This is a genomic window from Aeromicrobium changchenzhani (assembly GCF_057586615.1).
In genome coordinates this window covers 1,277,333-1,302,574 of the sequence record NZ_CM172480.1, presented here as the reverse complement: position 1 = coordinate 1,302,574, position 25,242 = coordinate 1,277,333, and the positions used below count along the sequence as shown (strand labels likewise).

Genomic DNA, 25,242 nt, shown 5'->3' with positions numbered 1-25,242 from the left:
TTGACTTGAGCCATGAACAAAGCACGCGCACTTCTTGATCTTGCCGAGCGCACGCTGGGCATGACGTTGCCCCTTCAGCTGCGCACGTGGGATGGCAGCCAAGCCGGCGTCCCAGGGGCACCAGTCGTTATCATCACGTCCAAACGAGCGCTCCGGCACATTCTGTGGAAGCCCGGCGAACTCGGCGTCGCACGTGCCTATGTGCAAGGCGATATCGACATTGAGGGCGATCTCGCTGCTGCACTGCGTACGATGTGGCTCGCCGTCGATGGCGCCCGGGCGGGCAATGCTGAGGCGGGACGAACACATATCGGCATACGCAACGCGATGGTTGGCGCCGCTCTGGCTGTACGCCTTGGAGCACTCGGACGACGACCAGCCGCTCCGGCCGGCGAGGCCATCTTGGGTGGCGATCTGCATACCCGTGAACGTGATCGTGCAGCGATTTCACATCATTACGATCTGTCGAATGATTTCTACGAACTCATTCTCGACTCAAATCTGGCCTACTCAAGCGGCTATTTTGCCTCCCCCACGACCGATCTCAAGACGGCCCAAGACGCCAAACTCGAGCTGATCTGTCGCAAGCTCGGCCTGAAACCGGGAATGCGGATGCTGGACATCGGTTCGGGGTGGGGCTCACTCACCCTGTATGCGGCCGAACACTTCGGCGTCCATGTCACAGGTGTGACGCTGTCCTCGGAACAGCGCGATTTCGTGCTCAAGCGGGCGGCCGAGCGTGGCCTGTCTGATCAGGTCGATGTGAGCCTGCGCCATTTCCGCGATCTTGAAGCAAGCAATGTCGATGCGGTTGCCTCGGTCGAGATGGGTGAACACGTCGGCGACAAGGAATACATCGTGTTCTGCGACGCAATCTGGCGCTACCTGCGGCCCGGCGGACGCGTGCTGATCCAGCAGATGTCGCGCGCCAATGGAAGTCCCGGCGATCATCCCGGTGGCGGCCCCTTCATCGAGACCTACATTGCTCCTGACATGCACATGAAACCGCTCGCTCGGACGATTGGTCTCATCGCCGACGCCGGATTGGAGATTCGCGATGTGCAGGCAATGCGCGAGCATTATCCACTCACGGTCACGGCGTGGGCCAAAAATCTTGAGGACAACTGGGACACGGCCTGCGCTCTCATCGGAGTCGAGAATGCACGGGTCTGGCGGCTATATCTGGCCGGCGGCTCATTGGCGTTCGAACAGAACCGCATGGGCGTCGACCAGATTCTCGCGGTGCGGCCAGCAACCAGCGGCACCAGCGCGATGCCGCTCTCTCCGCTGGACTGGCTGAGCGCATGAACAACGATGTTTCCCAGACACTGCTGACGTTGCTCGGCGGGCTGATTGCAGTCGCCGCATTCATGGGGTTGTGCCTCACGATTGCGGTACGGCGGCGCAAGCTCGTGATTGTGGACACCGCCTGGGGGCTGGGCTTCGTGGTGATCGCTGCCGTCGCGGCGCTCATCTCACTCGGCGGTAACGGCTCGGGAATCATGCCCTGGATCTTGTTCGCGATGGTCGGGCTCTGGGGTCTGCGTCTGGCTTGGCATCTACAAACCCGCAACGCCAAGCTGCCCGAAGATCCGCGCTATGTCGATCTAGTCGAACGATCCTCGGGTTCGTTCGGGCAGATCGCACTGCGCAAAGTGTTTGGCCCACAGGGCATCTCGATGTGGCTCGTTGCGACTCCGGTCATGATCGGGGTCAACAACACCGATCCCGTGCTTTGGCTATGCGTGGCTGGCGTTGCCGTATGGGCGACGGGGCTGTTCTTTGAGGCGACCGGCGATGCGCAACTCGCCCGGTTCAAGAGTGATCCGGCCAATTCCGGCAAACTGATGGATCAGGGCCTCTGGCGCTACACGCGGCATCCAAACTATTTTGGTGATGCTTGTGTTTGGTGGGGCATCTGGTTGATCGCCGCTTCCTCATGGCTCGGTGTCGCAAGCATCATCGGACCGATCGCGATGACCGTATTCCTCACTCGTGTCACCGGAAAAACACTCAACGAGAAGGGAATGTCAGCTTCGAAGCCGGGTTACGCGGAGTACGTTGCGCGCACAAGTGGCTTCATTCCGCTGCCGCCGAGGGGCTGAACAGAACAGCACCGCGACCAATCCAACCGGCTGATTGTGACGAACCAGCCATATGAGCATGCCTGAAACACGCGAACACGTCGCCGTCATCGGCTCCGGAGTCTCTGGACTGACCGCCGCCTATCTACTGCGTCGCCGCTTCAATGTCACGGTTTTTGAAGCAGATGACCGCCTCGGTGGCCATGCCCACACCCACGATGTCGCCGATTCCACGGCATCACATCGTGTGGACAGTGGGTTCATCGTCCACAACGATCGTACGTATCCTCACTTGCGGCGGCTGTTTGCCGAACTCAACGTCGGGGTACAACCCACCGAGATGAGTATGAGTATCCATTGTGACGGTTGCGGACTCGAATATTCCGGTGGCCGTGGCGCGACCGGAATATTTGCCCAGCGGCGCCGGCTTCTAGATCCGCGTTATTTGCGTATGTTGCTGTCAGTGAAGCGCTTCCAGCGCCTCGCACTCCACCTGCTCGACACCGATGAGACCGGCCCGCAGACCTACGGAGAATTTCTTGACGAACACAAGTTCTCCGAGTACTTCGTCGACCACTATGCGATCCCAATCGTGTCCTGCGTCTGGTCGTCCGGCGGTGAGGATGCGCGCAATTATCCCGCCCGCTATCTCTTCGAGTTCCTGCGCCACCACGGCTTCCTCTCACTCAAGGGTTCACCACAGTGGTTCACCGTCGTCGATGGTTCGCACAGCTATATCAACAAGATCGTCGCTGCGATCGGCGATGTTCGCATCAACGCCGGTATTGCGAGTGTCACGCGCAGTGACAACGGCGTGGAACTTATCGACACCGCCGGCGCCGTCCATCACGTCGATCGTGTTGTCATCGCGACCCACGCCGATCAGGCGCTGAGCATGCTGGCAGATCCAACCGAGCGAGAAACAGAATTATTGGGCAGCTTTGGCTATTCACGCAATGCCACAGTCCTTCACCGTGACGAACATTTCCTACCGCTGGAAAATCGCGCACGATCCGCTTGGAATTACCGGATGGACAGCTGCCACAGCGAGACCCCGCAGACGATGGTCACTTATTGGATGAACCGGCTGCAAGGAATTGAGAGCAGTACTCCCCTGCTGGTCACGCTCAACCCGGCGGAGGTGATCGCCGAAACCGATACGATCGCCTCGATGACGTACGAACATCCTATTTTTACCCAAGCATCGGTTGGCGCAGCGCGGCGAATCGGCGAAATCTTTACCGACCGCACCATCTACGCCGGTGCCTATCAGGGTTGGGGATTTCACGAGGATGGCTGCCGCTCCGCAGTAGACGCGGTCGCAACGTGGGGCGTTGATTGGGCATGACCGTCATCGACCTTCCTCAACTGCCCGCGCTCGTCGAAGGCACTGTCGGCCATACCCGCCGCGGCCCGGTCAAGCACCGGTTCGACAACTCGGTCTACCAATGGCTCGTGGATCTCGATGCGTTGCCCAAGATGGCGTGGTGGCTGCGACCGTTCTCGACCTTCAGCGCAGCGGACCACATCGGTGATCCGGCCAAGACGCTCCGCACCAACATTGAGGATTTTTGCCGCAGCAAGGGAACCGATGTTGCCGGCCTACGGATCATCATGTTGGCCAATGCGCGCATTTTTGGCCACACCTTCGACCCGTTGAGTGTGTTCTGGATTCTCAACCCGGATGATTCGCTGAAGTGCATTCTGGCCGAGGTGCACAACACCTACGGCGAGCGCCACGGCTATCTGGTGTTTCCTGATGCCGCTGGTCGCACCGAGGTAGACAAAGACTTCTATGTATCGCCGTTCTTCACCGTCGACGGCCGCTACTCGCTGCAATTTCGGCTTGATCCCAAGGCCGTATCAACGATTGTCATTCTGCATCAAGACGGCAATCCGGTGTTCACGGCAACGTTCCGCGGTCAATCGACCCCGGCCACCAGCGGCAAGCTCGCAAAACTTCTTATAAAAAAGCCATTGATGACCCATCAGATCAGCCTGCAGATCCGAATACATGGTGTATGGCTCTGGTTGCGCAGATTACCGATCATCCCGCGGCCAAAGCCCGAATCGAAGGAGGACTCCCGATGAGCAGCATTGCCACCACTTCTTGGCCAGGTGTCGCGCGTACCCCACGCACCCCGGTTAAAGCACGTATTGCCAAACCAATCCTCAAGGCCGCCGCTCGACGGGTGCCAGTTCAGCTGACGTTCCCCGACGGAACTCAGTGGGGCGCCGGTAACTCAGGTTCGCCCGAGATGCAGGTCAAACGGCCGCGCGCCTTCTTTGCCCGGCTCGGCAGCGACAGCAAGATTGGCTTCGGCGAGTCCTATGTCGCCGGCGACTGGATGCCTGGGCCCGACACCGATCTGGCTGACCTACTGACCCCGTTTGCGGCACAGCTCGGCGGGCTGATTCCCAAGCCGCTGCAACGTTTTCGCGGCTTTGTCGATCAACAGCTGCCACACCACGAGCGAAACTCGCTGCGTGGGTCGCGATCAAATATCGAACGTCATTACGACCTGTCCAATGACTTGTTCGCGCAGTTCCTCGATCCCACGATGACCTATTCGGCAGCGCTTTTCACCCATCCGGGTATGACGCTCGAAGAAGCACAGATCGCCAAATTGGATGCCGCATTGGATCTGGCTGATGTTGGCGCTGGCACGCGGCTGTTGGAAATCGGCACCGGCTGGGGCGCACTTGCCCTACGCGCCGCACTCCGAGGCGCGAAGGTCACGACCATCACGATCTCCAAGGAACAAGCCGCATACGCGCAACAACAGTTTGATGCCGCCGGCGTCGATGTTGATCTGCAATTGGTCGACTACCGCGAAGTGACCGGCAGCTATGACGCAATCGTCAGCATCGAGATGATCGAAGCTGTCGGTGAAGAATTCTGGCCAACCTATTTCAGCACGATCGACGCGCTGCTGGCACCCGGTGGCAAAGTCGCAATCCAGGCGATCACGATGGAGCACGATCGCTACCTGACGACCCGTAATTCGTATGGGTGGATCCAAAAATATATCTTCCCAGGCGGCTTAATCCCCTCCTTGCGGGCAATCGATACGACACTCGCCGACCATACGTCGCTTGCGATGGCCGAGCAGCACAGTTTGGGTCAGGATTATGCCCAAACTCTGCGGTTGTGGCGAGAAAATTTCCTTCGCAACTGGCCAGTCATCAACGCGCAGGGCTTCGACGAGTCGTTTCGACGGATGTGGGAGTTCTATCTCGCCTACTGCGAGGCCGGTTTTCGTACCGGTTACCTCGACGTCGTACAACTACAGATCGCGCGCACGCCAACGGCGGCGATCTGACATGGCCAGCATCTCGCGTCTACCGACGCCGCTTCAAGAAGAGTACGAGTGGCAGTACGCAGGCCTGTGTCGGACTGTCGATCCAGAAGCATTTTTCTCGCCCGACGCCGAGCGCGGACCACGTCGACATGAGCGTGAGGCGGCGGCGAAGGCCTTGTGCAGCCGATGCCCGGTCATTGAGCGTTGTCTTGAACATGCACTCAAAGTTCGTGAACCCTATGGCGTGTGGGGCGGGCTGACGACGAACGAACGCAAAGATGCCCGCACCCGCATCGCTGCGGGCTAACGTTCAGACCACAATCGATCGGTCACCGTTGAGCGCCCGCTGAACCAAGGCGGTGGCCGGCCGACCCAATAAGGTCGTCGCAACGAAGTCCGCCGCGAGACCATCGAACATTTCACGCCGCCGCAACATCGCGTGATTGGCACCACGAACGCTTACGAAGCCAACCGACGTTTTATCCGCAAGCCGGTCGGCAACGGCCGCAGCAATCGCGGGATCGGCAACCCGGTCGATCGCTCCATGCGAGAACATGACGCTGCGGCCACTTAGATCAAGACCGCCGTCCTCGGCGTAGAGCCACGGCGCCAACGCAACAACACTCGTGACAGCTGGGTGGTCGGCCGAACACAAGGCAGCGCGACCGCCCAACGAGTGGCCCACTAAGGCAACCGGCAGATCCGAACCGAAGCGCTCGGCGATGTGTTGAAGCGCCCAGTTGACGTCGTCGACCGGGGATTGTCGCTCATTCCAACCGCGGGTCGTGTTGAGCAACCGGAACACGGCCAATTCGTTGTGCCCGACCTGGGCAATCCGTCTGGCAATCGGAACCATCCGAATTACTGAGAGTTGTCGCGCTTTGACCGCTGGCTGAGATGGGCGGCTGGCGCCCCCGTGGAGAGCCAAAACAATGCCGACTGGATGGTCCGGAACCGAAGTGGCAATAAGTCGGGGTGGAGTCGTCACCCTCTGAGTTTGCCGTGAGCCGACAAAACACGCATTTCGACCCCCTGCCAAGCTGACCCAAAATTTTTCAAACGCGTACCAATCCTTTGTCGTGGCAGGACCGAATTAGCCACGTGAAGATATCCAGCAAGTCGCCAAAGGGCGCCGTCGCACCATGGTGGGCAGGCGCACTGGCTGGTCTGCTGTCCACTGCCGCCGGAGTTAGTGTTGCCACGGGATTGGCTGCGCTTCTCAATGGTGTTCCCTCCCCCGTCGTAGCGGTCGGCAACCAAGCCGTCGACAACGCGCCCCCCTTCCTCAAAGACTTTGCGGTCCGCACTTTCGGCGAGAATGACAAGACCGTCCTGATCGGCGGCGTGATCATCACGCTCGCCATCATTGCCGCAGCAGCCGGTGTCATCGGCCGCCATAAACCACGCCTCGCGATGATCGTCGTGGGGCTCATCGGTCTCGTCGCCGTCGGCGCGGCGTTGATCGACCGGACCGCGACCGCAAGTCGATTCGTCGCTTTGCTGCCATCACTGCTCGCCTTGGTTGTCACACTGGCAACGTTGGCCTATTTACTCTCTGCACTGCGTTTCGCCCCGAAGCAGGCCGATGACCTGCGCAGTGCCTTCAATCGGCGCAAGTTCCTCCAGGGCGTCGTTGGCGCAAGCGCCTTGGTCGTGGTTGGCGGAGCGGTTGGCAAGTACCTCGGCAATGCTGCTGCAGCTGCCTCACGGGCCGCGCTCAAGATCGCTCGCCCAGCCGATAAGGCTACGGTCATCCCCGCCGGCACCGAGCTGGATCTACCCGGCATCTCTAGTTACATCACGCCGAACAAAAAGTTCTACCGCGTCGACACGGCACTCCAAGTGCCCGATGTGCCTGCCGAGGGCTGGAGCCTTCGTATCCACGGCCTCGTCGATAAAGAGCTCAACCTCAGCTTCCGCGATCTGATGGCCATGCCACTGGTTGAGCGACGTATCACACTGACCTGCGTCTCGAATGAGGTCGGCGGCCCGTATGTCGGCAACGCGACGTGGATCGGCGTACCGCTCAAGGACCTATTGAAGTTGGCCGGTGTAAAGGCCGGCGCCGATGCGGTCAAGACAACCAGCGCCGACAGCTGGACCTGTGGCACTCCATTGAGTGCGCTGACCGACGACCGCAATGCGATCATCGCGATCGCTATGAATGGCGAGCCGCTGCCACTCATACACGGCTTCCCGGCCCGCATGGTCGTCCCCGGACTCTACGGATATGTTTCCGCGACCAAGTGGCTCGTTGACCTCGAAGTGTCCAAGTTCGCCGACTTCAAGGCCTACTGGACCACCCGCGACTATGACGCCGAGGCCCCAATCAAAATGTCGTCACGTATCGACGTGCCGCGCGCCTTCCAGTCGTTGAAGGCCGACTCGGTCCGAGTCGGCGGCGTCGCCTGGGCCCAGACGATCGGCATCAAAAAGGTCGAGGTCAAGATCGATGACGGCGCGTGGAACGAAGCCAAGCTCGGCACCGAAGACAACCTAGAAACCTGGCGTCAATGGTCCTGGAAGTGGGATGACGCCACGCCCGGCCGGCACACCCTCACCGTGCGCGCCACGGATGCGGCCGGCAAAACCCAAAGCTCCGATCGGGCGCCTATTCGCCCGAACGGTACGACCGGCTGGCACAAAGTCCAGTTCACGGTCGCGTAACACCAAGCCACCCAGCAGCACCCATACAAGGAGAAAATCATGCGAGTAAATACCGGCAAGACCCTGGCGGTCGCAGCAATCGCGTCCATGTCGCTCTTCACCGCAGCATGTGGTTCGAGTGACAGCTCAAGCGATGCAGCCACTGATGCGCCCACGACAAGCTCGGCACCGAAGGCCGACGACGTTGCCGCGAACCTGGTTGGTCCTGGCTGCGCCGACTACGCCAAGGCTGTCCCGGATGGTTCGGGCTCGGTCAGCGGCATGGCACAGGACCCGGTGGCGACTGCCGCTAGCAACAACCCGCTGCTTAAGACCCTCGCCGCTGCTGTCAGCGGCAAGATCAACCCGAAGGTCGACCTCGTTGACACGCTCAACGGCGGCGAGTTCACGGTGTTCGCACCGGTCGACTCAGCTTTCGCGAAGATCGATGCCGCGACGCTCAAGACTCTCGGTACTCCTGCCGGCGCTGACACGCTGTCGAGCATCCTGACCTACCACGTCATCCCCAAGCAGATCCTGCCTAAGGACATCGACGGAACGTTCAAGACTGTCAATGGCGCCGACATCAAGATCACCGGCCAGGGCGACAACATCGAAACCGGTGGCGGCCAGGCCAAGGTCATCTGTGGTGGCGTCACGACCGCTAACGCGACCGTTTACCTCATCGACACGGTGATGATGCCGCCGAAGTAAGGCGGTTGCTTCACCGCACGACCCGATTCGGCCCCAGTCCTCCAGCTGGGGCCGTTTCGTATTCCCCAGCCCCAACCAGTACGCCCGCTGAGTACGGCGAGGTGGGTTAGCGCGTGGCGATGTCCACGAGGTCACGTGCGGGGCCGCGTGGCGGGTTCACTCCACTACGCCAGATCGCGGTCAACGGCCGGGACAACACCGCGCCGGAAGTCGGGACGATCACCAAGCGGCCGAGCAGCACGTCATCGTGGACCGCCGATGTGCTGAGCACACCCGGCGCGGTACCGGCCGCAATCGCCGACCGAACCGCTGCAGTCGTGGACAGTTCGACCACGGGTGCCGCCAGCTGGATGTTCGGAACCCGTTCGGTCAGAAACTGCTCCAATGACTCGCGCGTCCCGCTGCCGATTTCACGCGTCACGAGCGGCGTCGCGGCAAGTTCGGCAAGCGTCAGTGCGGAACGCCGATGCGCCCACGGATCGTCCGGCGCCACCACCACAACGAGCGTGTCCCAATCCACCACCGCGTGCGCCAGGCCGCGTGGCAAGACCGAGGTCTCAATGAACCCGACCACCGCGCTACCTGTTATAACCATGTCGATAGCCGTAGCGCTGTTGGTGACACTGAGCTCGATAACGCTCGGTGTACGGCTCTGTGCTGCCTCCTGCTGGCGCAACGTGACCAACCATTGCGGAAGGAGATGCTGAGCAACCGTCTGACTAGCCACCACCTGCAATCGGCTGGCGACATCGGTACGGATCGCGGCAATCCCCGCATCAAGGCGCGCTGCCGCCGCAAGGACGTCATCGGCCCAATTCGCAACGAGCAACCCGGTCGGACTCAGTGCCGAGCCGCGCGGCGTACGGACAAACAGCGTCGAGCCGACTTGCCGCTCCAATGCTCGCATCCGCGACGACACCGCCTGTTGCGAGAGCCCAAGTTCCTTGCCGGTCGCCGAAAAGCTGCCCAGCCGACTAATACTGCTCAACATTTGCAGTGCGGAGAGTTCCGGTACCCGTGGGCTCAACATGGCGTCCTCCTGTGCTGCGTTCGACCGGATACAAGTCCGGCTTGTATCCTCCCAAGAACAAGATCGCTACCGCAACCGGGCAAGCACTGGAATCATCAAAATTGTGAATCCGATTGAGACCCCTGACCCAACTGAATCATCGCCAAGTAGCCAGCTTTGGCGCCGCATCATTGAGCGAACACCTGGGCTGTCGGTGGCTATCGCAATTGCGGTCGTTGCCACGGTCATCGGCCATTTCTTCCCGATTATCGGGGGCCCGGTATCCGGCGTTGTCATCGGAGTTCTACTCGCGGGATCGCTCAAATCGATCGACCGACTAAAACCGGGTATCAAAACCGCGAGCAAGTTCATCCTGCAACTGTCAGTGGTCGTGTTAGGAGCACAACTCTCACTCGCCCAGATCGCCAAAGTCGGTGCGGAATCGTTGCCAGTCATGCTCGGCACTCTCGGAGTCTGCTTTGTTGCCGCGTGGCTGATCGGCCGCATGTTGGGCATCGTCGGCGACCTACGTACGCTCATCGGCGTCGGGACCGGCGTGTGTGGCGCCTCGGCGATCGCCGCCGTTACGCCCGTCATCGGTGCCGTCAGCATCGATGTCGCCTACGCGGTCTCAACGATCTTCGTTTTCAACATCGCCGCGGTGCTGCTCTTTCCATTCATCGGCCACCTGCTCGGTATGAGCCAGCACGGATTCGGATTGTTCGCTGGCACCGCAGTCAACGACATGTCGTCAGTAGTCGCTGCGGCCAGCACCTACGGTGATTCTGCGACGCATTTCGCAGTCGTGGTGAAACTGGTCCGGACCCTCATGATCATCCCGATTTGCATCGGTTTGGCTTGGTGGGCCGGACGACGAATCAGTCGCCAAGAAGCAATCGATGGCACCGTTGAGGACACAACGCAACCAGCACGCAAACGCATCAATCCGCTCAGGATGGTGCCCTGGTTTCTGACCGGTTTCATCATCGTGGCGGCAATCAACTCGGTCGGACTGATCCCAGCCGGAGCTCATGCACCACTCACAACAGTGTCGGTGTTCCTGATAACCATCGCGCTGTCAGCGATCGGACTGTCCACCGACATCGTCGGCTTCAAAAAGGCCGGGCCCAAACCACTCATGCTCGGCGGGATCCTGTGGATCATCGTGGCGTTAACGAGTCTCGGCCTACAGCTCAGCACCGGCATCGGCTGACACCACAAGATCATTTTCGGATCGATGCAGCGCAACATTTCGAAGGCCGCCGAACACCTTTAGGTCAGGAAGCGCAGCCGCCGACCCCGCCAATGTCGGGATTGCTGAGGGTAGTGGCGCCGGACCGGAAGGCATACGCCGAGCAGTAGTGAAAGCTGAGGTTTTTGTCGCGGTCGATCGTAATCGGTTTCCACACGCCCTTGCCCATAGCGACTGGCCGGCAGCACCAAGGGGATGTCGGTGTGCTCGAGGTGCGTGGACGCCCGCGGTACAACCAGCATGCTGTCGATACCGTCGGCACGCCAAGCATCAAATCCGGTCATGCGTTCACGCATCGGGTCCGGACCGTTAGATGAAGGCGCCGGAAGGAGGGAAACACCGCCACTGAGGACGTAAGGCGACACGGTGAAGCCGTATTCGGACTGCATGGCAAGTGCCGGGACTACCGGATCGTTATCGCTACTGTTGGCGATTACGTCGGTCAGACCTGCCTCACCAGGGCCGAACAGCTTGTCGAGGGCCACAACGGCCTCAACCCGCTTGTCGATGCCCTGCACCTTGGACACCGCAGCCGCACCCAGTGAGTGCCCGATGATCGCGATGCGCGTCGTACGGCCCTTCGTGACCGTGCGGGTGTCTGGGCTGTGGTCGAAGATCGAGGCATACGGATTGGCCGCGTTGACGTTGGCGCCGGCAGCACCCGGGTTCGCATCTGGCTTGTCCGTCGTTGAGGTGAAGAAGCTCAGCGCGTCCTGGGTGCCGACGACGAAGTTGCTCAACTGCTGGAACGGTACGCCGGGACAGCTGAGCAGCTCGCCCTGTTTCGGCGTGGCGAAGGGATTGCAGAACGGCACCGCCGATCCGGACTCGTGTGGCAGCGTCTCACTGGTGCCCTGACCTTGGACGTCAAACGTCATGGTCACGTAGCCACGCTCGGCAAGATCCTGGGCCAGCCAGACGTACCTGCCCGCAGATCCTTGGGCTGATCCCGGTGTGATGATGACACCCGGGTAAGGGCATTTGAGCGTCTTGCCGGTGTAGGGGTCCTTCGCGCCCGGTTTTGGCGCGTAGACCGTGCCACGGAGCAGAGCGCCGTAGCGATTCGTGAACGTGACCTGCTTCGAGATGCCGCGCGTGCCGTTCCAGCCGGCGCTGAGCGGGTTGCCGACGTTCCAGCCGGGAACGAGGGTACCTGCGGCGAGCGCAAGCCGGGTCGGGTTGGCCGCCTGAGTATGCAGCTGGGTCGCGGCGAGCAGCGACGAGGCCTTGATCAGCGCGGGGAGATAGTTCGGCCCGCAAGCACGGCAGCTGCTACTGCACCGGCGAACTAGCGCTGCGCGGTCAGAGTGAAGTTTCGGGTGGCAGCTTCGACCAAGTCCTCGGGCGTGCCAGCGACCTCGCCGTCGACCCACGCACGGACGAGTTCGGCAAGACCGCCGATGAAGAGAAAGGACGACAACTCGCCCTCGCGTCCGGTCCATGCGCGGTCGCCATAGAGTTCGCGCGCTTCAGTGGCAGCAAGATCGGCGAATTGGAGTAACAACTGATTTCGGCGCGGCCGCACTGCCTCGTGTGAGGCTGCCTCCACGATGGCAATCCTGCCTTTGCGGGGGTCGTCGGTGAGAATTCTGACAAATGCCGCGATCGCAGCACGAACTCGTTCGATCGAATCACCCGGCGCTGCGATGGCCGCGAGACTGGTGGCAGCAATCTGCTCCGCGATGCCGTCCACAACGGCGATCAGCGCATCATCAAGGCCGGAGAACTGCTCATAGAAATAGCGTTCAGTCAGGCCAGCTTCAGCGCAGACCCGTGTCATCGTGATCCGCACCCCATCGTTGCGACCCCAGAGCTCAAGGGTCGCTTCAAGCAGGCGGCGTCGACGATCGGCCGAACGATCGGCCGCGCTGACTCCTCGGTATGTTCCCGCTTTAACCGCCATAGCGTAATGTTGACAGAATGTCATGTCTGAATCAAACTGGATCAATTGACAGAGTCGCCGATCAGAATCCCAATGAGAACCTCCGACAGGAATGAGTCCGATGTCATCGTCTACAACCACCACCTCGACAAGCCAGACGCTGCCCGGAACTTCGGGACTACCATTCGTTGGTCACACACTTAAATATGTCCGCGACCCACAAGCGCTTTTTCAGGCCCATTGGGACGCCTACGGCCCCGTATCCAGAATCGGTCTGCTGGGTAAGCCGTGGGCAATGCTGTTGGGGCCTGAGGCCTGCGAGGTCGCACTCCGAAACGCGGATAAGGCCTTTGCGAATGCGCCCGGCTGGTCGTTCTTGGTCGGACCATTCTTCAGCCGCGGACTAATGTTGCTCGACTTCGAGGAACACCACATGCATCGTCGCATCATGCAGCAGGCCTTCACCCGCGACCGGCTCGAAACCTACACCGCAGGACTGCAGCCGGTGGTACGGGACGGCCTCGCCAAATGGCCGACGGACCCATCCTTCAAGGTTTATCCGGCGCTCAAGCAACTGACACTTGACGTCGCCGCAGAGATCTTCATGGGCGGCGCCGAGCACACCACACCAGCCGAGATGGACGAGGTGAACGCGGCATTCATTGACTGCGTCCAGACCGCGACCGGCATCGTCCGCAAGAACATCCCGGGCACGAGATGGCACCGTGGCACCAAAGCTCGCCGCCATCTCGAAGAATTTTTGCGCAGCTACTTACCAGCGCGGCGAGCCGTCGCGACCGATGATTTGCTCTCAACACTGTGCCACATCACCTCGGATGAAGGTGAGACCTTCAGCGATGATGACGTCATCAACCACATGATCTTCTTGATGATGGCGGCACACGACACCTCGACGATCACGTTGTCGACGATGCTGCAATACCTCGGTCAGCATCCCGACTGGCAGGAACGCTGTCGAGTCGAGTCCGCGACGCTGGGAGAGGAGCCAACTCTCGCCGATCTTGACGGACTGGTCTCGCTCGACCTGGTGATGAAGGAATGCCTACGGCTGGTCAGCCCGGTACCGGTTCTGGCGCGCAAGACGGTCAAGGCCACAGAGGTGCTTGGAGTCACCATTCCGGCAGACCATTTTGTGTTCGCGGCACCACATTTCAACCACCTGATGGAGGACTACTGGACCTCGCCGACCACATTTGACCCCGAACGGTTCTCTCCTGAACGCCGCGAAGATAAAAGCCACCGCTACGCATGGTCTCCATTCGGCGGCGGTGTGCACAAATGTATCGGCATGTATTTCGCTGGCGCCGAAGTCAAGTCGATCATGCATCGGTTGCTCCGCGATTTCACCTGGACCGTCGACGCGAATTATCAAGTGCCCATGAACTACCATTCCCTACCGTTCCCCAGTGACGGCCAGCCAATCAACCTCATCCGCCGATAGAAAGCCGCTGACATGCCCAAAAACCAGATCAAATTGAAGGACGCTGTTGTCGTCATCACCGGCGCCGGCCGCGGTATCGGCTTGGCCACGGCAGCACAATTCGCGGCCGCCGGGGCGATCGTCGTGATTGGCGATCTCGATGACGACGTGGCCGCCAAGGCCGCGCTCCAAGTCGGCGGTCGTGCGGTCGGGCATACCGTCGATGTCGCCAACCGCGAGTCCTACGCCGCATTCATCGCCTTCGCAGAGGAGCAAGGACCCATCGATGTCTTGGTGAACAACGCTGGCATCATGCCGCTATCACCGTTAGTTGAAGAAACCGACGCGGCGACCGATCGCATTCTCGACATCAATCTGCGCGGTGTCATCACCGGAACCAAACTCGTCGCACCGGGAATGATCCAGCGCGGCCGCGGCCACATCATCAACGTCGCCTCCGCCGTCGGCAGGATTGCGATGGCAAATGGCGCGACCTACAGTGCAAGCAAATTCGCGGTCGTAGGATTCTCCGAGGCGATGCAGTCCGAACTAGCGCCAGCCGGCGTCGATGTGTCCTGCGTCCTTCCGACCGTGGTCGCAACCGAGTTGGGCGCCGGGATCACCGCCACGAAAGGGATGCGGGCTTGCAAGCCCGAAGAAGTCGCGTCCGCGATCGTCAAAGTCTCAACTAAGCCCGTGTTCGAAACCTGGATTCCGGGCTACGCCAAGGGACTGTTTTATTCGGCCAACGCAATGCCGCGTCGCGCACGCAGCACCATCGAGCGCCTCATGGGTGCCGACACGTCATTGAGCAACATCGACCGGGACGCGCGCGCCGAGTACGAGCGACGTGCGGCGGACTCGCACTGACACAGTTGGGCAGCGGTGCCGCATGTCGAGCGCAGTATGTGCGTTGGGCGTCAGTCGGCGGAGAGTTTGAGTTCGCTTGCAAGCGCCCGCTCCATGACTTGCCGCTGCCCCGGGTCCGCTGCATCGGTTTCGTCGCGCTCGCGATTGGCCACCAATACTGAGCACCGGGCGTAACGAACAACCTGATCGGAAACTGAGCCCAGCAACAATCCCGTGAACCCGCCAAGTCCGCGCCGCCCCACCACCATGTAGTCGACCCGGGCCGACGCCTCAATCAGGCATTCGGCGGGGCTGGCACGAACCGCCAGCGTCCTGATCATGACGTCTGGATTGCTGCGGCGTATGGCTGCAACATCAGTTTCGAGTGCGGCCAACGTGGCCGCCTCGAAATCTTCCAGCGGTGGCACGAAACCGGTAGTCCAGGTGTCCGGCCGCGGCGCCGTCATCATGCTCCAGGCACGTACGACAACCAGTGGCAGCTGAAAGGCCCCGGCAAGACGTACGGCTTCGTCAAGCGCACGATCTGCGTGGGTCGAACCGTCATGGCCGACAAGCACGCCGCCTTGCACATCAATCGTTTTCGACACCATCATGAACCACTCCCGATTGTGACAACAATTCAATGCCCCATGTTACGTGTGACGCCAGTGCTCAGACCGCCTCGACCGCGTCTTGCACCGTAGCTCGCACCAGGGTCAACGTCAGAAGTAGCGCAAGCGCTGCGGTAATCGCCAACAACACCAGCCCGATCGAATACGATTCGGTGCGGCCGTAGATGTAGCCCATCACCAGCGGCGGGACGAAACCGCCAATCCCTCCGGCGGCACCGACCAAACCGGTGACCCCGCCAACCCTCGATGGGTCGGTCACCTTTGCAACGAGTGCAAATGTTGCGCCACTGCCCGAGCCCAGTGCTGCGGCCATTGCTAGGAAGGCAACCGTTCCAACATGTTCGAGCAAAGGATTGGTTGCTGCCAGAGCGGCACCGAGGACCACCACGCCATAGCCAACTGCCAGGACGGGAATCGGACCGATTCGATCGGAAAGCCATCCACCGACCGGGCGCATCAGCACTGCGACCAGCACGAAACCGGCCATCCGGTTGGCGGCATCGGCCGGCTGAAGGTCGTAGGCGACTTTGAGGTACGACGGGAGGTACACCGAAAACGCAACATAACCGCCGAAAGCAACGGCGTACAACGCACAGGCCTGCCAACTGATCGGCAGCTTGGCATTTGCCACCAGCCGGCTCATCAATGTGCCAGTCGGCGCGGTTCGGCCGGGCGCATCGCGCATGACAAACCAGGCAACAACTGCAAAGACCGCGAGCGCCACTGCGGTGATCAGAAACGGTGACCTCTCGCCGACGTTGTTGAAAAGCCGCACTGTTGTCAGCGCGCTGATCGCGGTTCCGCCCATACCGGCACCGAATATTCCGATGGCGAGTCCGCGACGTTCGGGCGGGAACCAAGCGTTGACGAACGGCACTCCGACCGCGAATATCGTCCCGCTCAAGCCAAGAAAGAATCCGCCAAAGAGCAAAGCGCCATAGGAATTAAGGCCGAAGAATCCAATAAACAGCACTGGGATGATCGTGAGCGCCGAAATTAGTGGGAACATGACCCTGCCGCCGAAACGATCAGCCAAAGATCCGACCGGAATACGTCCCAACGATCCGACTATCACCGGCACTGCCACCAAGAGCGCCACATCGGATTCGGACAACTTCCCCAAGCTGCCGGTGCTGCGAAACAGTGGCCCGAGTGGACTCAACAATGCCCATGCCCAGAAGTTAACGGCGAACCCGATCGTGGCCATCGCCAGCATGAGCGTTGGGTTGCCTGCAACCTTGCTGTTGTTGTCGGTTTGTTGGGCCGGCATTGCCATGTTTTCTCCAGTGTGGTCACACAAAATGGGCAGTGAATTCTCACCAACAAAACTGTCACGTCAGGATGGAAAACGCTAGGGGTCGAAAGACCCGATTCTGCCCAAATTTCGCTGCTACGGGGTGAGCGGCGCGCCAGACCCCCCACGTCGAGACGCTGTTATTTGTGCTTGACGTCAAGATGGGTGTTATTCGTGAAGAGTTATGAATCGGCTTCTGAGGACTTCTCAGCCAGTGATTCGCATGACCTATTCACTGTCGCCGTGGCAACCGGCGCGCTCGATGTCAACACCGCAGTCGGTTTGCGTGCGAAGCTGAACGTTCAACTGCTCGGGAGCCCGCCTCGAGTGGTTCTGGACTTGAGCGGAGTGACCTTCTTGGAAGGTGCTGCACTCGGAGTGCTGACCGAGGCACGGAGCCGAGCGCAATCTGCTGGCGGATCGCTGCATCTGGTCGCCCCGTGTCGTGTAGTTCGCCGGCTCTTAGACATGGCCGGCAGGGCTAAAGCGTTCCCGTCATATCCGTCCATTTATGCAGCGGGTCGACCTCCGTCTGATGTTGACGTTGCACCGATCGCTCCGATCCCGCAGAGATCCGGTCCAGCCGTTAATCGGGATATCTACGACCCGCCGGTTCGCCGTTTTTGTTGTAACAAATTCTTGTAACAAAATGGAGTGGTGTCCCGGCCCACCAACCACCGGATGGACCGGGACACCAGTTTGGGATGCCGACGGCGGATGTGTCCCCTTAGGGGACACATCCGCCGTCGGCCGTCTCAGCTGAGATGAATCACAGCCGAGACAGCCAGCCGCTTACTTCGCGGGAGTGGTATTAACGGTGATCTTCGCGACGCCAACCAGGAGCTGGTCAGTGACAGCGTCGGTCTTGAAGGTCTTGTTCAACAGACCCGCAGCCACCGGGCTGATGAAGACTTTGGTGCCTTCGAGGATCGCAGTGTCGCCCTCAGTCTGCAGTGGCTTCAACGTGGCGCCACGCAGCTGGAACAGGAACGCACTATTGACTACGGTCTTGCCGTTGACCTTGACGTCACCATAGACACGCGAGATGCCCGGGTCGACGTTGAAGTTAGTCAACTCAACCTTGGTGTCACCCGCAGTCAGCGAGAGACCCGATTCTTCGTGCTGGATCTGTCCGATGACGTACGGCTTAACGGTGCCAGGCTTGAAGTAGGTGACATTGCCGCCGGTGATCGGGAAGATCAGCGAACCATCGACAAGTGTCGCGCCATCAACAACGCCAGGAGTCAGCTTCAGCGACGTCAACGCGTCGGTAAAACCTTTATCCAGCGCGATGGCAGTCGTGCCACCGCTCAAAGCGTTGATACGAGCGACGGGCTTAGCGATCGAAGCCTTGCTGGAACTCGACGAATCGGCGGCCGAGCTCGACGAGCCACACGCGGTCAATGGGAACATCGCAGCCGCGGCCAGCGCGACGCCAGCGACAAACTTGCGGTTCTTAAAAATCGAATTGTTGTTCATGGTGATTCCACATCCTTGGGTTGGTGGCTTGCATTGGTAACTTGTATTGGTGGTCGTTACATGGATCATTCGAACCTGCGCCACAGGTGGATTGGTCAAGACATGTGCAGTCTTTCTTTTTGCCAAGTCGCCGAACCCATCCAAGAGGCATACCGTTAGCGACGGGTGCCTATGCCCGGAGGCAGGAGCCGCTCATGACACCGACGACTTCATCGTTCCCAGACTCAAATTCGCCTCACGGCGAAGTGCCACCGCAGGATCGGGACGTTCCCGACCTAGACGCCGAGCGCAATAGTCCGACATACGGCTTTCCTGCACCGTTGTGGCGTGCGCTCGAACAACACCCGCCGCCCGGTGTGAATCGGTTGCGGGCTTGGCGTTCGCCGTTGCGCGGTCCTTGGTTGACGTCGGTGTTCGGATCGGTGCTGTTGGTTGGGTTGCCGATCGTGATCATCACCGGGCTGTTGTCCTACGTCGCTTATGGCCCGCAGTTGAACCAAGCCATCCCGAATTCGGTCGGGTGGTTGCAGTTGCCGACGTTTGATTGGCCCACCAGACCGTCGTGGCTGTACCGGTTAACTCAGGGCACCCATGTGGGACTCGGGTTAATCCTCATCCCCGTGGTCCTTGCCAAGTTATGGTCGGTGATTCCGAGACTATTTGTCTGGCCACCGGCCCGCTCGATTGCCGAATTGATCGAACGGATCTCGCTGCTGATGCTCGTCGGCGGCATCCTGTTCGAAATCATCACTGGAGTGCTGAACATCCAGTACGACTACATTTTTGGATTCAGCTTCTACACCGCCCACTACTACGGCGCGTGGGTGTTCATTGCGGGCTTCGTTGTTCACGTTGGCATCAAATTCCCGAAGATGCGCTCCGCGCTGAAGTCGCGCTCCTTCACCGAGATGCTCCGGGACCCGGTCAATCGCACCGTTTCCGAGCCGGCCGACGCCGATGGCCTTGTCGCCACCGACCCCGACCCTGCCACGATGAGTCGCCGCGGCGCGCTCGCCCTCGTCGGTGGGGGCTCAGCCCTCGTGGCAGTGCTCACCCTTGGACAGACCCTCGGTGGTCCGACCCGGCCGTTGGCCTTCCTACTGCCACGCGGGCGCGGCCGCGGTGATGGGCCCAACGATTTTCAGGTCAACAAGACTGCCAAGGCAGCCGCGATCAGCGCCGCCGATGTCGGCGACGGCTGGAAACTGACGGTCAACGGCTTGGCTCTGCATACGCTGGATCGGGCCGCATTGCTGGCCATGCCCCAGCACACCGCGGTGCTGCCCATCGCCTGCGTGGAAGGCTGGTCGACCACCCAGACGTGGACCGGCGTACGTCTGCGCGACCTAGCCGTGCTGGCAGGAGTTCCGGACCCTCGGTGGGCGAAGGCCAAATCGTTGCAGAAGAAAGGCGCCTTCAACAAGGTCAAACTGCAGAACAATCAGGTTTTAAATCCCGATTCCTTGCTCGCTTTGCAGGTCAACGGCGTCGATCTGTCACTGGACCACGGCTTTCCCGCGCGGATCATCGTCCCGGCCATCCCTGGCGTCCACAACACCAAATGGGTGCAATCCATCGAATTTAGAAGCCGCTGACATGACCACAACTTTTGCCCGGTTCCGCGCCTTCTACGGCGCCCACCCTTTGCACCTGCTCGTCGTGCTGGCCAGTTTTGCGGTCTTCGGCTACGTCATATATGTCATGGGGCTGGCTACCTTATGGGATCCCGACGTCTGGTGGCAGTCGATTCTGGTGTGGTTCCTAGGGGCTGTCGTGTTTCACGACTTCATCTTGTTTCCGATCTATGCCCTCGCCGACCGGACCCACCTCGCCTGGGTGCGCGCACTGCGCCAACGCCGAGGCTCCAAGCCAACTCACCCACCGGTCGTCCCAGCACTGAATTACATACGGGTTCCAGTCCTGGCCACCGGGCTACTGTTCCTGCTGTTCTTCCCTGGCATCATCGGCCAAGGCGCACCCACCTATCTGCGGGCGACTGGTCAAACCCAGGCGCCATTTCTTGGCCGCTGGCTACTTCTGGTGGCCATCATCTTCGCCCTCAGCACCGTCGCCTACCTCGTCCGGCTCCTGGTTGCGCGGCGCAAAGTTAACGCGTCATCCTCATAACGAATCACGAATCACGAATCACGAATCACGAACCAGGGTCGCGGTATGCCGTCCGGCGACGCTGCGGGTGCTGAGGACCGACATACCGGCATCGCTGGCCACGTCACCAATTGCGTCGAGCCCGACGATCGCCCATTCGAAGTGCGTCGAGAGCCGGCCTTCCACGCGCAACCGGCGCCGTTCACACACGAACCCGGCGCCTTCGTCAGCGACTTCGGCGATCACGCGACCAGCCGGCTTGAGCATTTCCCGAAGGCGGGCCAGGAGACGGACCGGATCGCCGCCGATGCCCAGGTTGCCGTCTGCCAGAAGCGCATAATCCCAACGGCCCTCCCCCGGAACGGTCGCGTAAACGTCACGGCGCAGCGCCAACGCGCCGCGGACTCGAGTCTGTCGGACCGCTTCGGCTGACACGTCGATGCCCACTGCCGGCACACCACGTGCCGTGAGCTCGCCGACGAGGCGTCCAGGCCCGCAGCCTACGTCCAGAGTCGGCCCGTCACACGGATCGACGAACAGCAAACGGTCGACCCAGTCTGGTGACGCCCACTGTTCGACGTCGAGCGGGCTGGACCGGCCAATGTGATCGATCAGGTGTGCTGTCTTGCCGCAGAAAGCCGCATCGAATGCACTGACGGGGTCGAAATCAACGCTCATACAGATGCTCCAATTCGATGGACCGCTTGCGCCAGGTAGGAAATCGGGAGGCTGTCAGCAATCGCGACGGCGTCGTCCCAGGTGTCCATGTCGAGGCGGCGCGACAAGTGTAAGAAATCCCCGCCGAGCGCGGCTTCAGTACATGTCCTGGTGTCAGGTTCGGACATCGATACGTCGAGAAGACCTTTGGCCTCCGTCGGGTCTGCCAGTCCGAGCAGCCACCAGCCGCCGTCCTCGGCCGGGCCGATGACGCGTGCGCCGCGCCTGACCTCGATCCCAGCATCAAGATAGTCACGGACCGTGAGCTGCGGCGTGTCCATGCCGACCTGCACGATGCCGTGTCCTTCGTCGGCGTCAAGGTGCGCATTGACGAGCCGTTCGCCGAAGCCGTCGCCACGTTGTTCGATAACTCGGGTCGTTGCCAATGCGACGCTGAGCTCGGCGCTGTTGGCAGCGTCGGCGAGAACACCGGTCATTGCCACGGTGACAGGCCAGCCCAGGGCTGTGACGGTCAAGAGGGTGTCTAGCAGTGCCGCGGCGGCGAGCGCGGCAGCCGCTTCATCGCCGATCGTGGCGGCAATACGGGTTTTGGCGAGCCCGGGAACTGGCGATTTAGCGACGACAAGCAGCGTCGGGCTCACCGTATTCATAACATTCATCGCAGAACCTTCGCGAAATCGTGGATGACACGTGCCGTGCCCCGAACCGAACCGGAGACCTTCGAGCGGGTGCCGGCCGCGCGCGGCCGGTAGCTCACATCGATCTCACGAACCGTCCAGTTTGAGCGCGCTGCGCGAAGCATGAGTTCGAGCGGATAGCCGAAACGGCGGTCCTGCACGTCGAGCGCAAGCAGGTCCGAACGCCGACACACGCGCATCGGAGCCAAGTCGTGGATCGGAAAGTCGCTTCTGCGGCGAATCCAGGTCGCCAGCAGATGGGTGCCAGCGCGCGCGTGCCACGGCCAAACGCCACTACTAATCGGGCGGCGTCGACCCACCGCCATCGTCGCGGCACCGGATTGAACCAGATCGAGCATCGCTTCAAGCTCCGCCAGCTGCATCGATCCATCACCATCAATGACGGCGATGAATTCGGCATCCGCAGCGAGCACGCCAGCATGCACCGCTGCGCCATAGCCCGCCCGCGGTTCATGGATCACATCGGCGCCGAGTGTCCGGGCGACGTCGGCAGTCCCATCGACCGAGCCATTGTCGACCACGATGATGCGCCAATCCGACGGTATGTCGCTAAGCACAATCGGCAGCGCTCGTGCTTCATCCCGGCAAGGGATCACCACGTCGCATACAGCCATAGATGTAGTCATACCCTTAATTCGTTGCAGATATGCACGCGGATTGGTAATTCGTTGCAAAGATACCGTTTAGCGTGCGTGGGACCGGTGGCTCAATCGGTGCGATCTGGCAGCCCACCGTAGGCTGGTCGTCGTGCGCTCCCGACCTCCTTCGATCCGTGCGGCCGTCGTCGTGGCTGGCGCCGGACTCGTACTCGTGGCAACGGCGATACTCGTACCTTGGTGGACGAATCAGGATGTCCGCGTCCATTGGCCGCCATTGCACGCCGACTGGGATCCCCGATTCAGCGTCATGGTGTTGCCGGCAATTGCGCTCGGCCTGATCTTCTGGCTGCTACTCCCCCGGCTCAGCGAGCGGCTGTCTTGGCCCCTGCTGCTTCTGACGGCCTTCGCCGGCGCCTGGCTTTGGACCATGGCCGTGGCCATGACCGAAGGCAAAGCCGGACTGGCTCGGGTGTTCGAACGCGGCGGCGAGTACGTCTATGACGCGCAACGGGTCAAAGCGATCGGCCCGATGCTGCACACCTTCATCGATCACATCCCCCGGCAGTCGCCCGACCACTGGCACACCCACGTCGCGGGCCACCCGCCCGGAGCGCTGTTGTTCTTCGTGCTGCTCGACCGGCTCGGCATCCAGGATCCTTTCTGGATCGGCGTCGTTGTCGTCACTATCGCCAGCACTGCTGTCGTCGCCGTATTGATTACGCTGCGCGCACTCGGCTCGCTTCGCCTTGCACGCAGCGCGATGCCGTGGCTCGTTCTGGCTCCGACGGCAGTATGGATGGGTGTCAACGGTGATGCCCTGTACACCGCAGTGGCAGCGTGGGGACTCGCGCTGCTGGCAATCGCAGCAAAGCGGTCCAGACGCCGCGCGCTCCCTGCCATCGGCGCCGGCCTCCTTCTGGGCCTGTGCGTCTATCTGTCGTACGGCCTCGTGTTGCTCGCCATCCTGGCGATCGCGGTGCTGCTCATTGCACGCTCATGGCAACCGTTGCCGTGGGCGCTGGGCGGCGCCGCCGCCGTTGCAGCAATATTCACCGCGGCTGGCTTTGCGTGGTGGCAGGCCTATCCGGTGCTCGTCGAGCGCTACAACGCAGGTATCGCTTCGGACCGCCCCTACTCCTACTGGGTATGGGCCAATATCGCCGCATGGACGTTCACGGTGGGTCTTGCCGTCTGGGCGGCGTTCCCCGCAGCGGTCGGTGCCGCGCGACGCCGAGATCCACTCGCGTTACTTGCCGACGCCGCTTTGCTGACCATCATCGTCGCCACCGTGTCGGGGATGAGTAAGGCCGAGGTCGAGCGCATCTGGCTGCCATTCACCATTTGGATAGTGGCGCTGCCGGCGCTCACGCCACGCTCGTGGCACCGACCACTCCTGTTCTCACAAGTGGCGCTGGCATTGTGCGTCCAACAGGTGCTGTTGACCCGCTGGTGACGCGTCAGGGTTGCCGGGTCCGGAGCGGATCGGTCGCCAGCGCTGCCAATCCATCGGCGGGCAGTACCTGCGCGGTGAAGCCGAGACCGCGCGCCGCCGCTGCGGGTGATGCAACCACATGGCGTACGTCGAAAGGCCGATATTCGCCGGTATGCACTGGCTCCTTGCCACCGGCCGCAGCCGCCAGCACGCTGGCCATCCGACCGATTGTGAACGGGTGGCCCGAAGCAATGTTGTAGGGCGTCACACCGTTTGGGTGCTCGGCAACCTGCTCGATAGCGAGAACATTAGCCCGGGCAATATCACTGACATGGACGAAGTCGCGCATCTGTTCGCCGTCCTCGAACACCTGCGGTGCTTCGCCGCGCGCGATCGACGACCGGAAGATGGCCGCAACCCCGGCGTACGGGGTGTCCGCGGGCATACCCGGTCCGTATGCATTGTGATAGCGAAGTGCAATAGCGCGCGCGCCCTCCAACGTGCACCAAGCCCCCGCATAATGCTCTTGTGCAACCTTGGATGTCGCATAGCTGGTGCGGGGCAAAAACGGCGCATCCTCGGCGACCTGATGCCAGCTGACGTCGCCTCCACACACCGGACACCGCGGGTCGTACCGGCCTTCGGCCAGATCCGCGTCACGCCGGATTGCCGGCGGCACATCACCATCGATCGGACAGGTGTAGCGGCCATCGCCGTAAACGACCATCGACGATGCGAGCACCAAATTGTCGACGCCTGCACGGGACATTGCGGCGAGAAGCCGAGCCGTCCCGACCTCATTGTTGTCGGCATAGAGCGGCAGATCCTGGGCATCGACGCCGTTGCCGACCATCGCGGCCTGATGACAGACAACATCTACACCGTCGAGAACGGGATCGAGCGCGTCGTGACACAAGTCCAGCTTCGCGATGTCGGAGCTTTCGTGCCGCCCGCTCCCATGTGCTTGTGGGAGGAATGCGTCGAGCGAGATCACCTCGTGGCCGCGCTCGCGGGCCTGAAGCGCGATGTGGCCGCCAATGAACCCCGCCGCACCGGTCAGCAGAATTTTCATGGCCTGAGCATGCCATCCCTCCGCAGCCGGACAACATGTTGGGCTCCGGAACCCCGGAGCCCAACATGTTCGA

The 25,242-nt window shown here is 61.2% G+C and carries 26 protein-coding genes; 15 read left to right on the top strand and 11 right to left on the bottom strand.

Features of this window, described 5'->3' with window-relative positions:
* The first annotated feature begins 12 nt into the window (after nt 1-12).
* The 6 genes from AC2YB9_RS06600 to AC2YB9_RS06575 are packed head-to-tail and all read left to right on the top strand — an operon-like array spanning nt 13 to nt 5,693.
* On the top strand, nt 13-1,308 hold the full coding sequence (locus tag AC2YB9_RS06600) for a class I SAM-dependent methyltransferase (RefSeq protein WP_487267950.1): 1,296 nt from the start codon (nt 13-15) through the stop codon (nt 1,306-1,308).
* On the top strand, nt 1,305-2,105 hold the full coding sequence (locus AC2YB9_RS06595; protein WP_487267949.1) for a DUF1295 domain-containing protein: 801 nt from the start codon (nt 1,305-1,307) through the stop codon (nt 2,103-2,105). The genes AC2YB9_RS06600 and AC2YB9_RS06595 overlap by 4 nt, the downstream gene beginning before the upstream one ends.
* 58 nt (nt 2,106-2,163) lie before the next feature.
* Nucleotides 2,164-3,432, top strand: coding sequence for an NAD(P)/FAD-dependent oxidoreductase (locus tag AC2YB9_RS06590; RefSeq protein ID WP_487267948.1), 1,269 nt, complete (start codon nt 2,164-2,166; stop codon nt 3,430-3,432).
* Nucleotides 3,429-4,175 carry a DUF1365 domain-containing protein gene (locus AC2YB9_RS06585; protein ID WP_487267947.1) on the top strand — a complete coding sequence of 249 codons (747 nt, stop codon included), beginning with the start codon at nt 3,429-3,431 and terminating at the stop codon, nt 4,173-4,175. The genes AC2YB9_RS06590 and AC2YB9_RS06585 overlap by 4 nt, the downstream gene beginning before the upstream one ends.
* The gene (locus AC2YB9_RS06580; protein ID WP_487267946.1) at nt 4,172-5,407 is read left to right on the top strand and encodes a class I SAM-dependent methyltransferase; all 1,236 of its coding nucleotides are present in this window, start codon (nt 4,172-4,174) and stop codon (nt 5,405-5,407) included. The genes AC2YB9_RS06585 and AC2YB9_RS06580 overlap by 4 nt, the downstream gene beginning before the upstream one ends.
* A 1-nt stretch (nt 5,408) precedes the next feature.
* Nucleotides 5,409-5,693 carry a WhiB family transcriptional regulator gene (locus tag AC2YB9_RS06575; protein WP_487267945.1) on the top strand — a complete coding sequence of 95 codons (285 nt, stop codon included), beginning with the start codon at nt 5,409-5,411 and terminating at the stop codon, nt 5,691-5,693.
* 3 nt (nt 5,694-5,696) lie between these two features.
* Here the strand turns inward: AC2YB9_RS06575 and AC2YB9_RS06570 are convergent, their stop codons facing one another.
* Complete coding sequence (locus tag AC2YB9_RS06570) at nt 5,697-6,374, bottom strand: alpha/beta hydrolase (RefSeq protein ID WP_487267944.1); 678 nt, start codon at nt 6,372-6,374, stop codon at nt 5,697-5,699.
* A 113-nt stretch (nt 6,375-6,487) separates the two neighbouring features.
* Between AC2YB9_RS06570 and AC2YB9_RS06565 the strand changes: the two genes are divergently transcribed.
* Both AC2YB9_RS06565 and AC2YB9_RS06560 read left to right on the top strand, forming a co-directional pair.
* Entirely contained in the window at nt 6,488-8,053 is a 1,566-nt protein-coding gene (locus tag AC2YB9_RS06565; protein ID WP_487267943.1) for a molybdopterin-dependent oxidoreductase, read from the top strand.
* Between the two features lie 39 nt (nt 8,054-8,092).
* Nucleotides 8,093-8,746: a fasciclin domain-containing protein gene (locus AC2YB9_RS06560; RefSeq protein WP_487267942.1), complete on the top strand. Its 654-nt coding sequence runs from the start codon at nt 8,093-8,095 to the stop codon at nt 8,744-8,746.
* A 106-nt stretch (nt 8,747-8,852) separates the two neighbouring features.
* Here AC2YB9_RS06560 and AC2YB9_RS06555 read toward each other — a convergent pair whose 3' ends face one another.
* Nucleotides 8,853-9,776, bottom strand: a complete 924-nt coding sequence (locus tag AC2YB9_RS06555; protein WP_487267941.1) for a LysR family transcriptional regulator — start codon at nt 9,774-9,776, stop codon at nt 8,853-8,855.
* A gap of 193 nt (nt 9,777-9,969) precedes the next feature.
* Here AC2YB9_RS06555 and AC2YB9_RS06550 point away from each other — a divergent pair, with 193 nt between their 5' ends.
* Nucleotides 9,970-10,968 carry a YeiH family protein gene (locus AC2YB9_RS06550; RefSeq protein ID WP_487267940.1) on the top strand — a complete coding sequence of 333 codons (999 nt, stop codon included), beginning with the start codon at nt 9,970-9,972 and terminating at the stop codon, nt 10,966-10,968.
* A gap of 59 nt (nt 10,969-11,027) precedes the next feature.
* On the opposite strand, the gene AC2YB9_RS06545 is transcribed toward AC2YB9_RS06550, so the two are convergent.
* Both AC2YB9_RS06545 and AC2YB9_RS06540 read right to left on the bottom strand, forming a co-directional pair.
* Nucleotides 11,028-12,380: an alpha/beta hydrolase family protein gene (locus AC2YB9_RS06545; protein WP_487267939.1), complete on the bottom strand. Its 1,353-nt coding sequence runs from the start codon at nt 12,378-12,380 to the stop codon at nt 11,028-11,030.
* The gene (locus AC2YB9_RS06540; RefSeq protein ID WP_487267938.1) at nt 12,296-12,910 is read right to left on the bottom strand and encodes a TetR/AcrR family transcriptional regulator; all 615 of its coding nucleotides are present in this window, start codon (nt 12,908-12,910) and stop codon (nt 12,296-12,298) included. The genes AC2YB9_RS06545 and AC2YB9_RS06540 overlap by 85 nt, the downstream gene beginning before the upstream one ends.
* A gap of 100 nt (nt 12,911-13,010) precedes the next feature.
* Between AC2YB9_RS06540 and AC2YB9_RS06535 the strand changes: the two genes are divergently transcribed.
* Nucleotides 13,011-14,351 carry a cytochrome P450 gene (locus AC2YB9_RS06535; RefSeq protein ID WP_487267937.1) on the top strand — a complete coding sequence of 447 codons (1,341 nt, stop codon included), beginning with the start codon at nt 13,011-13,013 and terminating at the stop codon, nt 14,349-14,351.
* Between the two features lie 12 nt (nt 14,352-14,363).
* On the top strand, nt 14,364-15,200 hold the full coding sequence (locus AC2YB9_RS06530; RefSeq protein WP_487267936.1) for an SDR family oxidoreductase: 837 nt from the start codon (nt 14,364-14,366) through the stop codon (nt 15,198-15,200).
* Nucleotides 15,201-15,250: 50 nt separating this feature from the next.
* Here the strand turns inward: AC2YB9_RS06530 and AC2YB9_RS06525 are convergent, their stop codons facing one another.
* Nucleotides 15,251-15,793 (bottom strand): universal stress protein, encoded by a 543-nt coding sequence (locus AC2YB9_RS06525; protein ID WP_487267935.1) that lies wholly within the window; start codon nt 15,791-15,793, stop codon nt 15,251-15,253.
* Between the two features lie 58 nt (nt 15,794-15,851).
* Nucleotides 15,852-17,087, bottom strand: coding sequence for an MFS transporter (locus AC2YB9_RS06520; RefSeq protein ID WP_487267934.1), 1,236 nt, complete (start codon nt 17,085-17,087; stop codon nt 15,852-15,854).
* Between the two features lie 183 nt (nt 17,088-17,270).
* On the opposite strand from AC2YB9_RS06520, the gene AC2YB9_RS06515 reads away from it, so the two are divergent.
* Nucleotides 17,271-17,750, top strand: coding sequence for an STAS domain-containing protein (locus AC2YB9_RS06515; protein WP_487267933.1), 480 nt, complete (start codon nt 17,271-17,273; stop codon nt 17,748-17,750).
* A 147-nt stretch (nt 17,751-17,897) separates the two neighbouring features.
* Here AC2YB9_RS06515 and AC2YB9_RS06510 read toward each other — a convergent pair whose 3' ends face one another.
* Nucleotides 17,898-18,584: a hypothetical protein gene (locus AC2YB9_RS06510; RefSeq protein WP_487267932.1), complete on the bottom strand. Its 687-nt coding sequence runs from the start codon at nt 18,582-18,584 to the stop codon at nt 17,898-17,900.
* Between the two features lie 194 nt (nt 18,585-18,778).
* Here AC2YB9_RS06510 and AC2YB9_RS06505 point away from each other — a divergent pair, with 194 nt between their 5' ends.
* Entirely contained in the window at nt 18,779-20,179 is a 1,401-nt protein-coding gene (locus AC2YB9_RS06505) for a molybdopterin-dependent oxidoreductase (protein WP_487267931.1), read from the top strand.
* A 1-nt stretch (nt 20,180) separates the two neighbouring features.
* Nucleotides 20,181-20,711, top strand: a complete 531-nt coding sequence (locus tag AC2YB9_RS06500; protein ID WP_487267930.1) for a hypothetical protein — start codon at nt 20,181-20,183, stop codon at nt 20,709-20,711.
* Nucleotides 20,712-20,729: 18 nt separating this feature from the next.
* Here the strand turns inward: AC2YB9_RS06500 and AC2YB9_RS06495 are convergent, their stop codons facing one another.
* Genes AC2YB9_RS06495 through AC2YB9_RS06485 form a run of 3 tightly spaced genes read right to left on the bottom strand, consistent with a single transcriptional unit; the run spans nt 20,730 to nt 22,692 of the window.
* Nucleotides 20,730-21,368 (bottom strand): class I SAM-dependent methyltransferase, encoded by a 639-nt coding sequence (locus AC2YB9_RS06495; RefSeq protein ID WP_487267929.1) that lies wholly within the window; start codon nt 21,366-21,368, stop codon nt 20,730-20,732.
* Nucleotides 21,365-22,027, bottom strand: coding sequence for a TIGR04282 family arsenosugar biosynthesis glycosyltransferase (locus tag AC2YB9_RS06490; RefSeq protein WP_487267928.1), 663 nt, complete (start codon nt 22,025-22,027; stop codon nt 21,365-21,367). The genes AC2YB9_RS06495 and AC2YB9_RS06490 overlap by 4 nt, the downstream gene beginning before the upstream one ends.
* Nucleotides 22,024-22,692: a glycosyltransferase family 2 protein gene (locus AC2YB9_RS06485; RefSeq protein WP_487267927.1), complete on the bottom strand. Its 669-nt coding sequence runs from the start codon at nt 22,690-22,692 to the stop codon at nt 22,024-22,026. Before AC2YB9_RS06485 ends, AC2YB9_RS06490 begins: the two co-directional genes overlap by 4 nt.
* A 121-nt stretch (nt 22,693-22,813) precedes the next feature.
* On the opposite strand from AC2YB9_RS06485, the gene AC2YB9_RS06480 reads away from it, so the two are divergent.
* Nucleotides 22,814-24,118, top strand: coding sequence for a hypothetical protein (locus AC2YB9_RS06480; RefSeq protein WP_487267926.1), 1,305 nt, complete (start codon nt 22,814-22,816; stop codon nt 24,116-24,118).
* Nucleotides 24,119-24,122: 4 nt separating this feature from the next.
* Here AC2YB9_RS06480 and AC2YB9_RS06475 read toward each other — a convergent pair whose 3' ends face one another.
* The gene (locus AC2YB9_RS06475) at nt 24,123-25,169 is read right to left on the bottom strand and encodes an NAD-dependent epimerase/dehydratase family protein (RefSeq protein ID WP_487267925.1); all 1,047 of its coding nucleotides are present in this window, start codon (nt 25,167-25,169) and stop codon (nt 24,123-24,125) included.
* Between the last annotated feature and the right edge of the window lie 73 nt (nt 25,170-25,242).

Bases quoted from the DNA above. Each gene is read 5' to 3' on its own strand.
- AC2YB9_RS06595 (WP_487267949.1), top strand. From the start codon at position 1,305: ATGAACAACGATGTTTCCCAGACACTGCTGACGTTGCTCGGCGGGCTG.
- AC2YB9_RS06600 (WP_487267950.1), top strand. From the start codon at position 13: ATGAACAAAGCACGCGCACTTCTTGATCTTGCCGAGCGCACGCTGGGC.
- AC2YB9_RS06590 (WP_487267948.1), top strand. From the start codon at position 2,164: ATGCCTGAAACACGCGAACACGTCGCCGTCATCGGCTCCGGAGTCTCT.
- AC2YB9_RS06540 (WP_487267938.1), bottom strand. From the start codon at position 12,910: ATGGCGGTTAAAGCGGGAACATACCGAGGAGTCAGCGCGGCCGATCGT.
- AC2YB9_RS06520 (WP_487267934.1), bottom strand. From the start codon at position 17,087: ATGGCAATGCCGGCCCAACAAACCGACAACAACAGCAAGGTTGCAGGC.
- AC2YB9_RS06530 (WP_487267936.1), top strand. From the start codon at position 14,364: ATGCCCAAAAACCAGATCAAATTGAAGGACGCTGTTGTCGTCATCACC.
- AC2YB9_RS06500 (WP_487267930.1), top strand. From the start codon at position 20,181: ATGACCACAACTTTTGCCCGGTTCCGCGCCTTCTACGGCGCCCACCCT.
- AC2YB9_RS06485 (WP_487267927.1), bottom strand. From the start codon at position 22,692: ATGACTACATCTATGGCTGTATGCGACGTGGTGATCCCTTGCCGGGAT.
- AC2YB9_RS06490 (WP_487267928.1), bottom strand. From the start codon at position 22,027: ATGAATGTTATGAATACGGTGAGCCCGACGCTGCTTGTCGTCGCTAAA.
- AC2YB9_RS06555 (WP_487267941.1), bottom strand. From the start codon at position 9,776: ATGTTGAGCCCACGGGTACCGGAACTCTCCGCACTGCAAATGTTGAGC.
- AC2YB9_RS06505 (WP_487267931.1), top strand. From the start codon at position 18,779: ATGACACCGACGACTTCATCGTTCCCAGACTCAAATTCGCCTCACGGC.
- AC2YB9_RS06510 (WP_487267932.1), bottom strand. From the start codon at position 18,584: ATGAACAACAATTCGATTTTTAAGAACCGCAAGTTTGTCGCTGGCGTC.
- AC2YB9_RS06535 (WP_487267937.1), top strand. From the start codon at position 13,011: ATGTCATCGTCTACAACCACCACCTCGACAAGCCAGACGCTGCCCGGA.
- AC2YB9_RS06575 (WP_487267945.1), top strand. From the start codon at position 5,409: ATGGCCAGCATCTCGCGTCTACCGACGCCGCTTCAAGAAGAGTACGAG.
- AC2YB9_RS06580 (WP_487267946.1), top strand. From the start codon at position 4,172: ATGAGCAGCATTGCCACCACTTCTTGGCCAGGTGTCGCGCGTACCCCA.
- AC2YB9_RS06525 (WP_487267935.1), bottom strand. From the start codon at position 15,793: ATGATGGTGTCGAAAACGATTGATGTGCAAGGCGGCGTGCTTGTCGGC.
- AC2YB9_RS06475 (WP_487267925.1), bottom strand. From the start codon at position 25,169: ATGAAAATTCTGCTGACCGGTGCGGCGGGGTTCATTGGCGGCCACATC.
- AC2YB9_RS06560 (WP_487267942.1), top strand. From the start codon at position 8,093: ATGCGAGTAAATACCGGCAAGACCCTGGCGGTCGCAGCAATCGCGTCC.
- AC2YB9_RS06495 (WP_487267929.1), bottom strand. From the start codon at position 21,368: ATGAGCGTTGATTTCGACCCCGTCAGTGCATTCGATGCGGCTTTCTGC.
- AC2YB9_RS06585 (WP_487267947.1), top strand. From the start codon at position 3,429: ATGACCGTCATCGACCTTCCTCAACTGCCCGCGCTCGTCGAAGGCACT.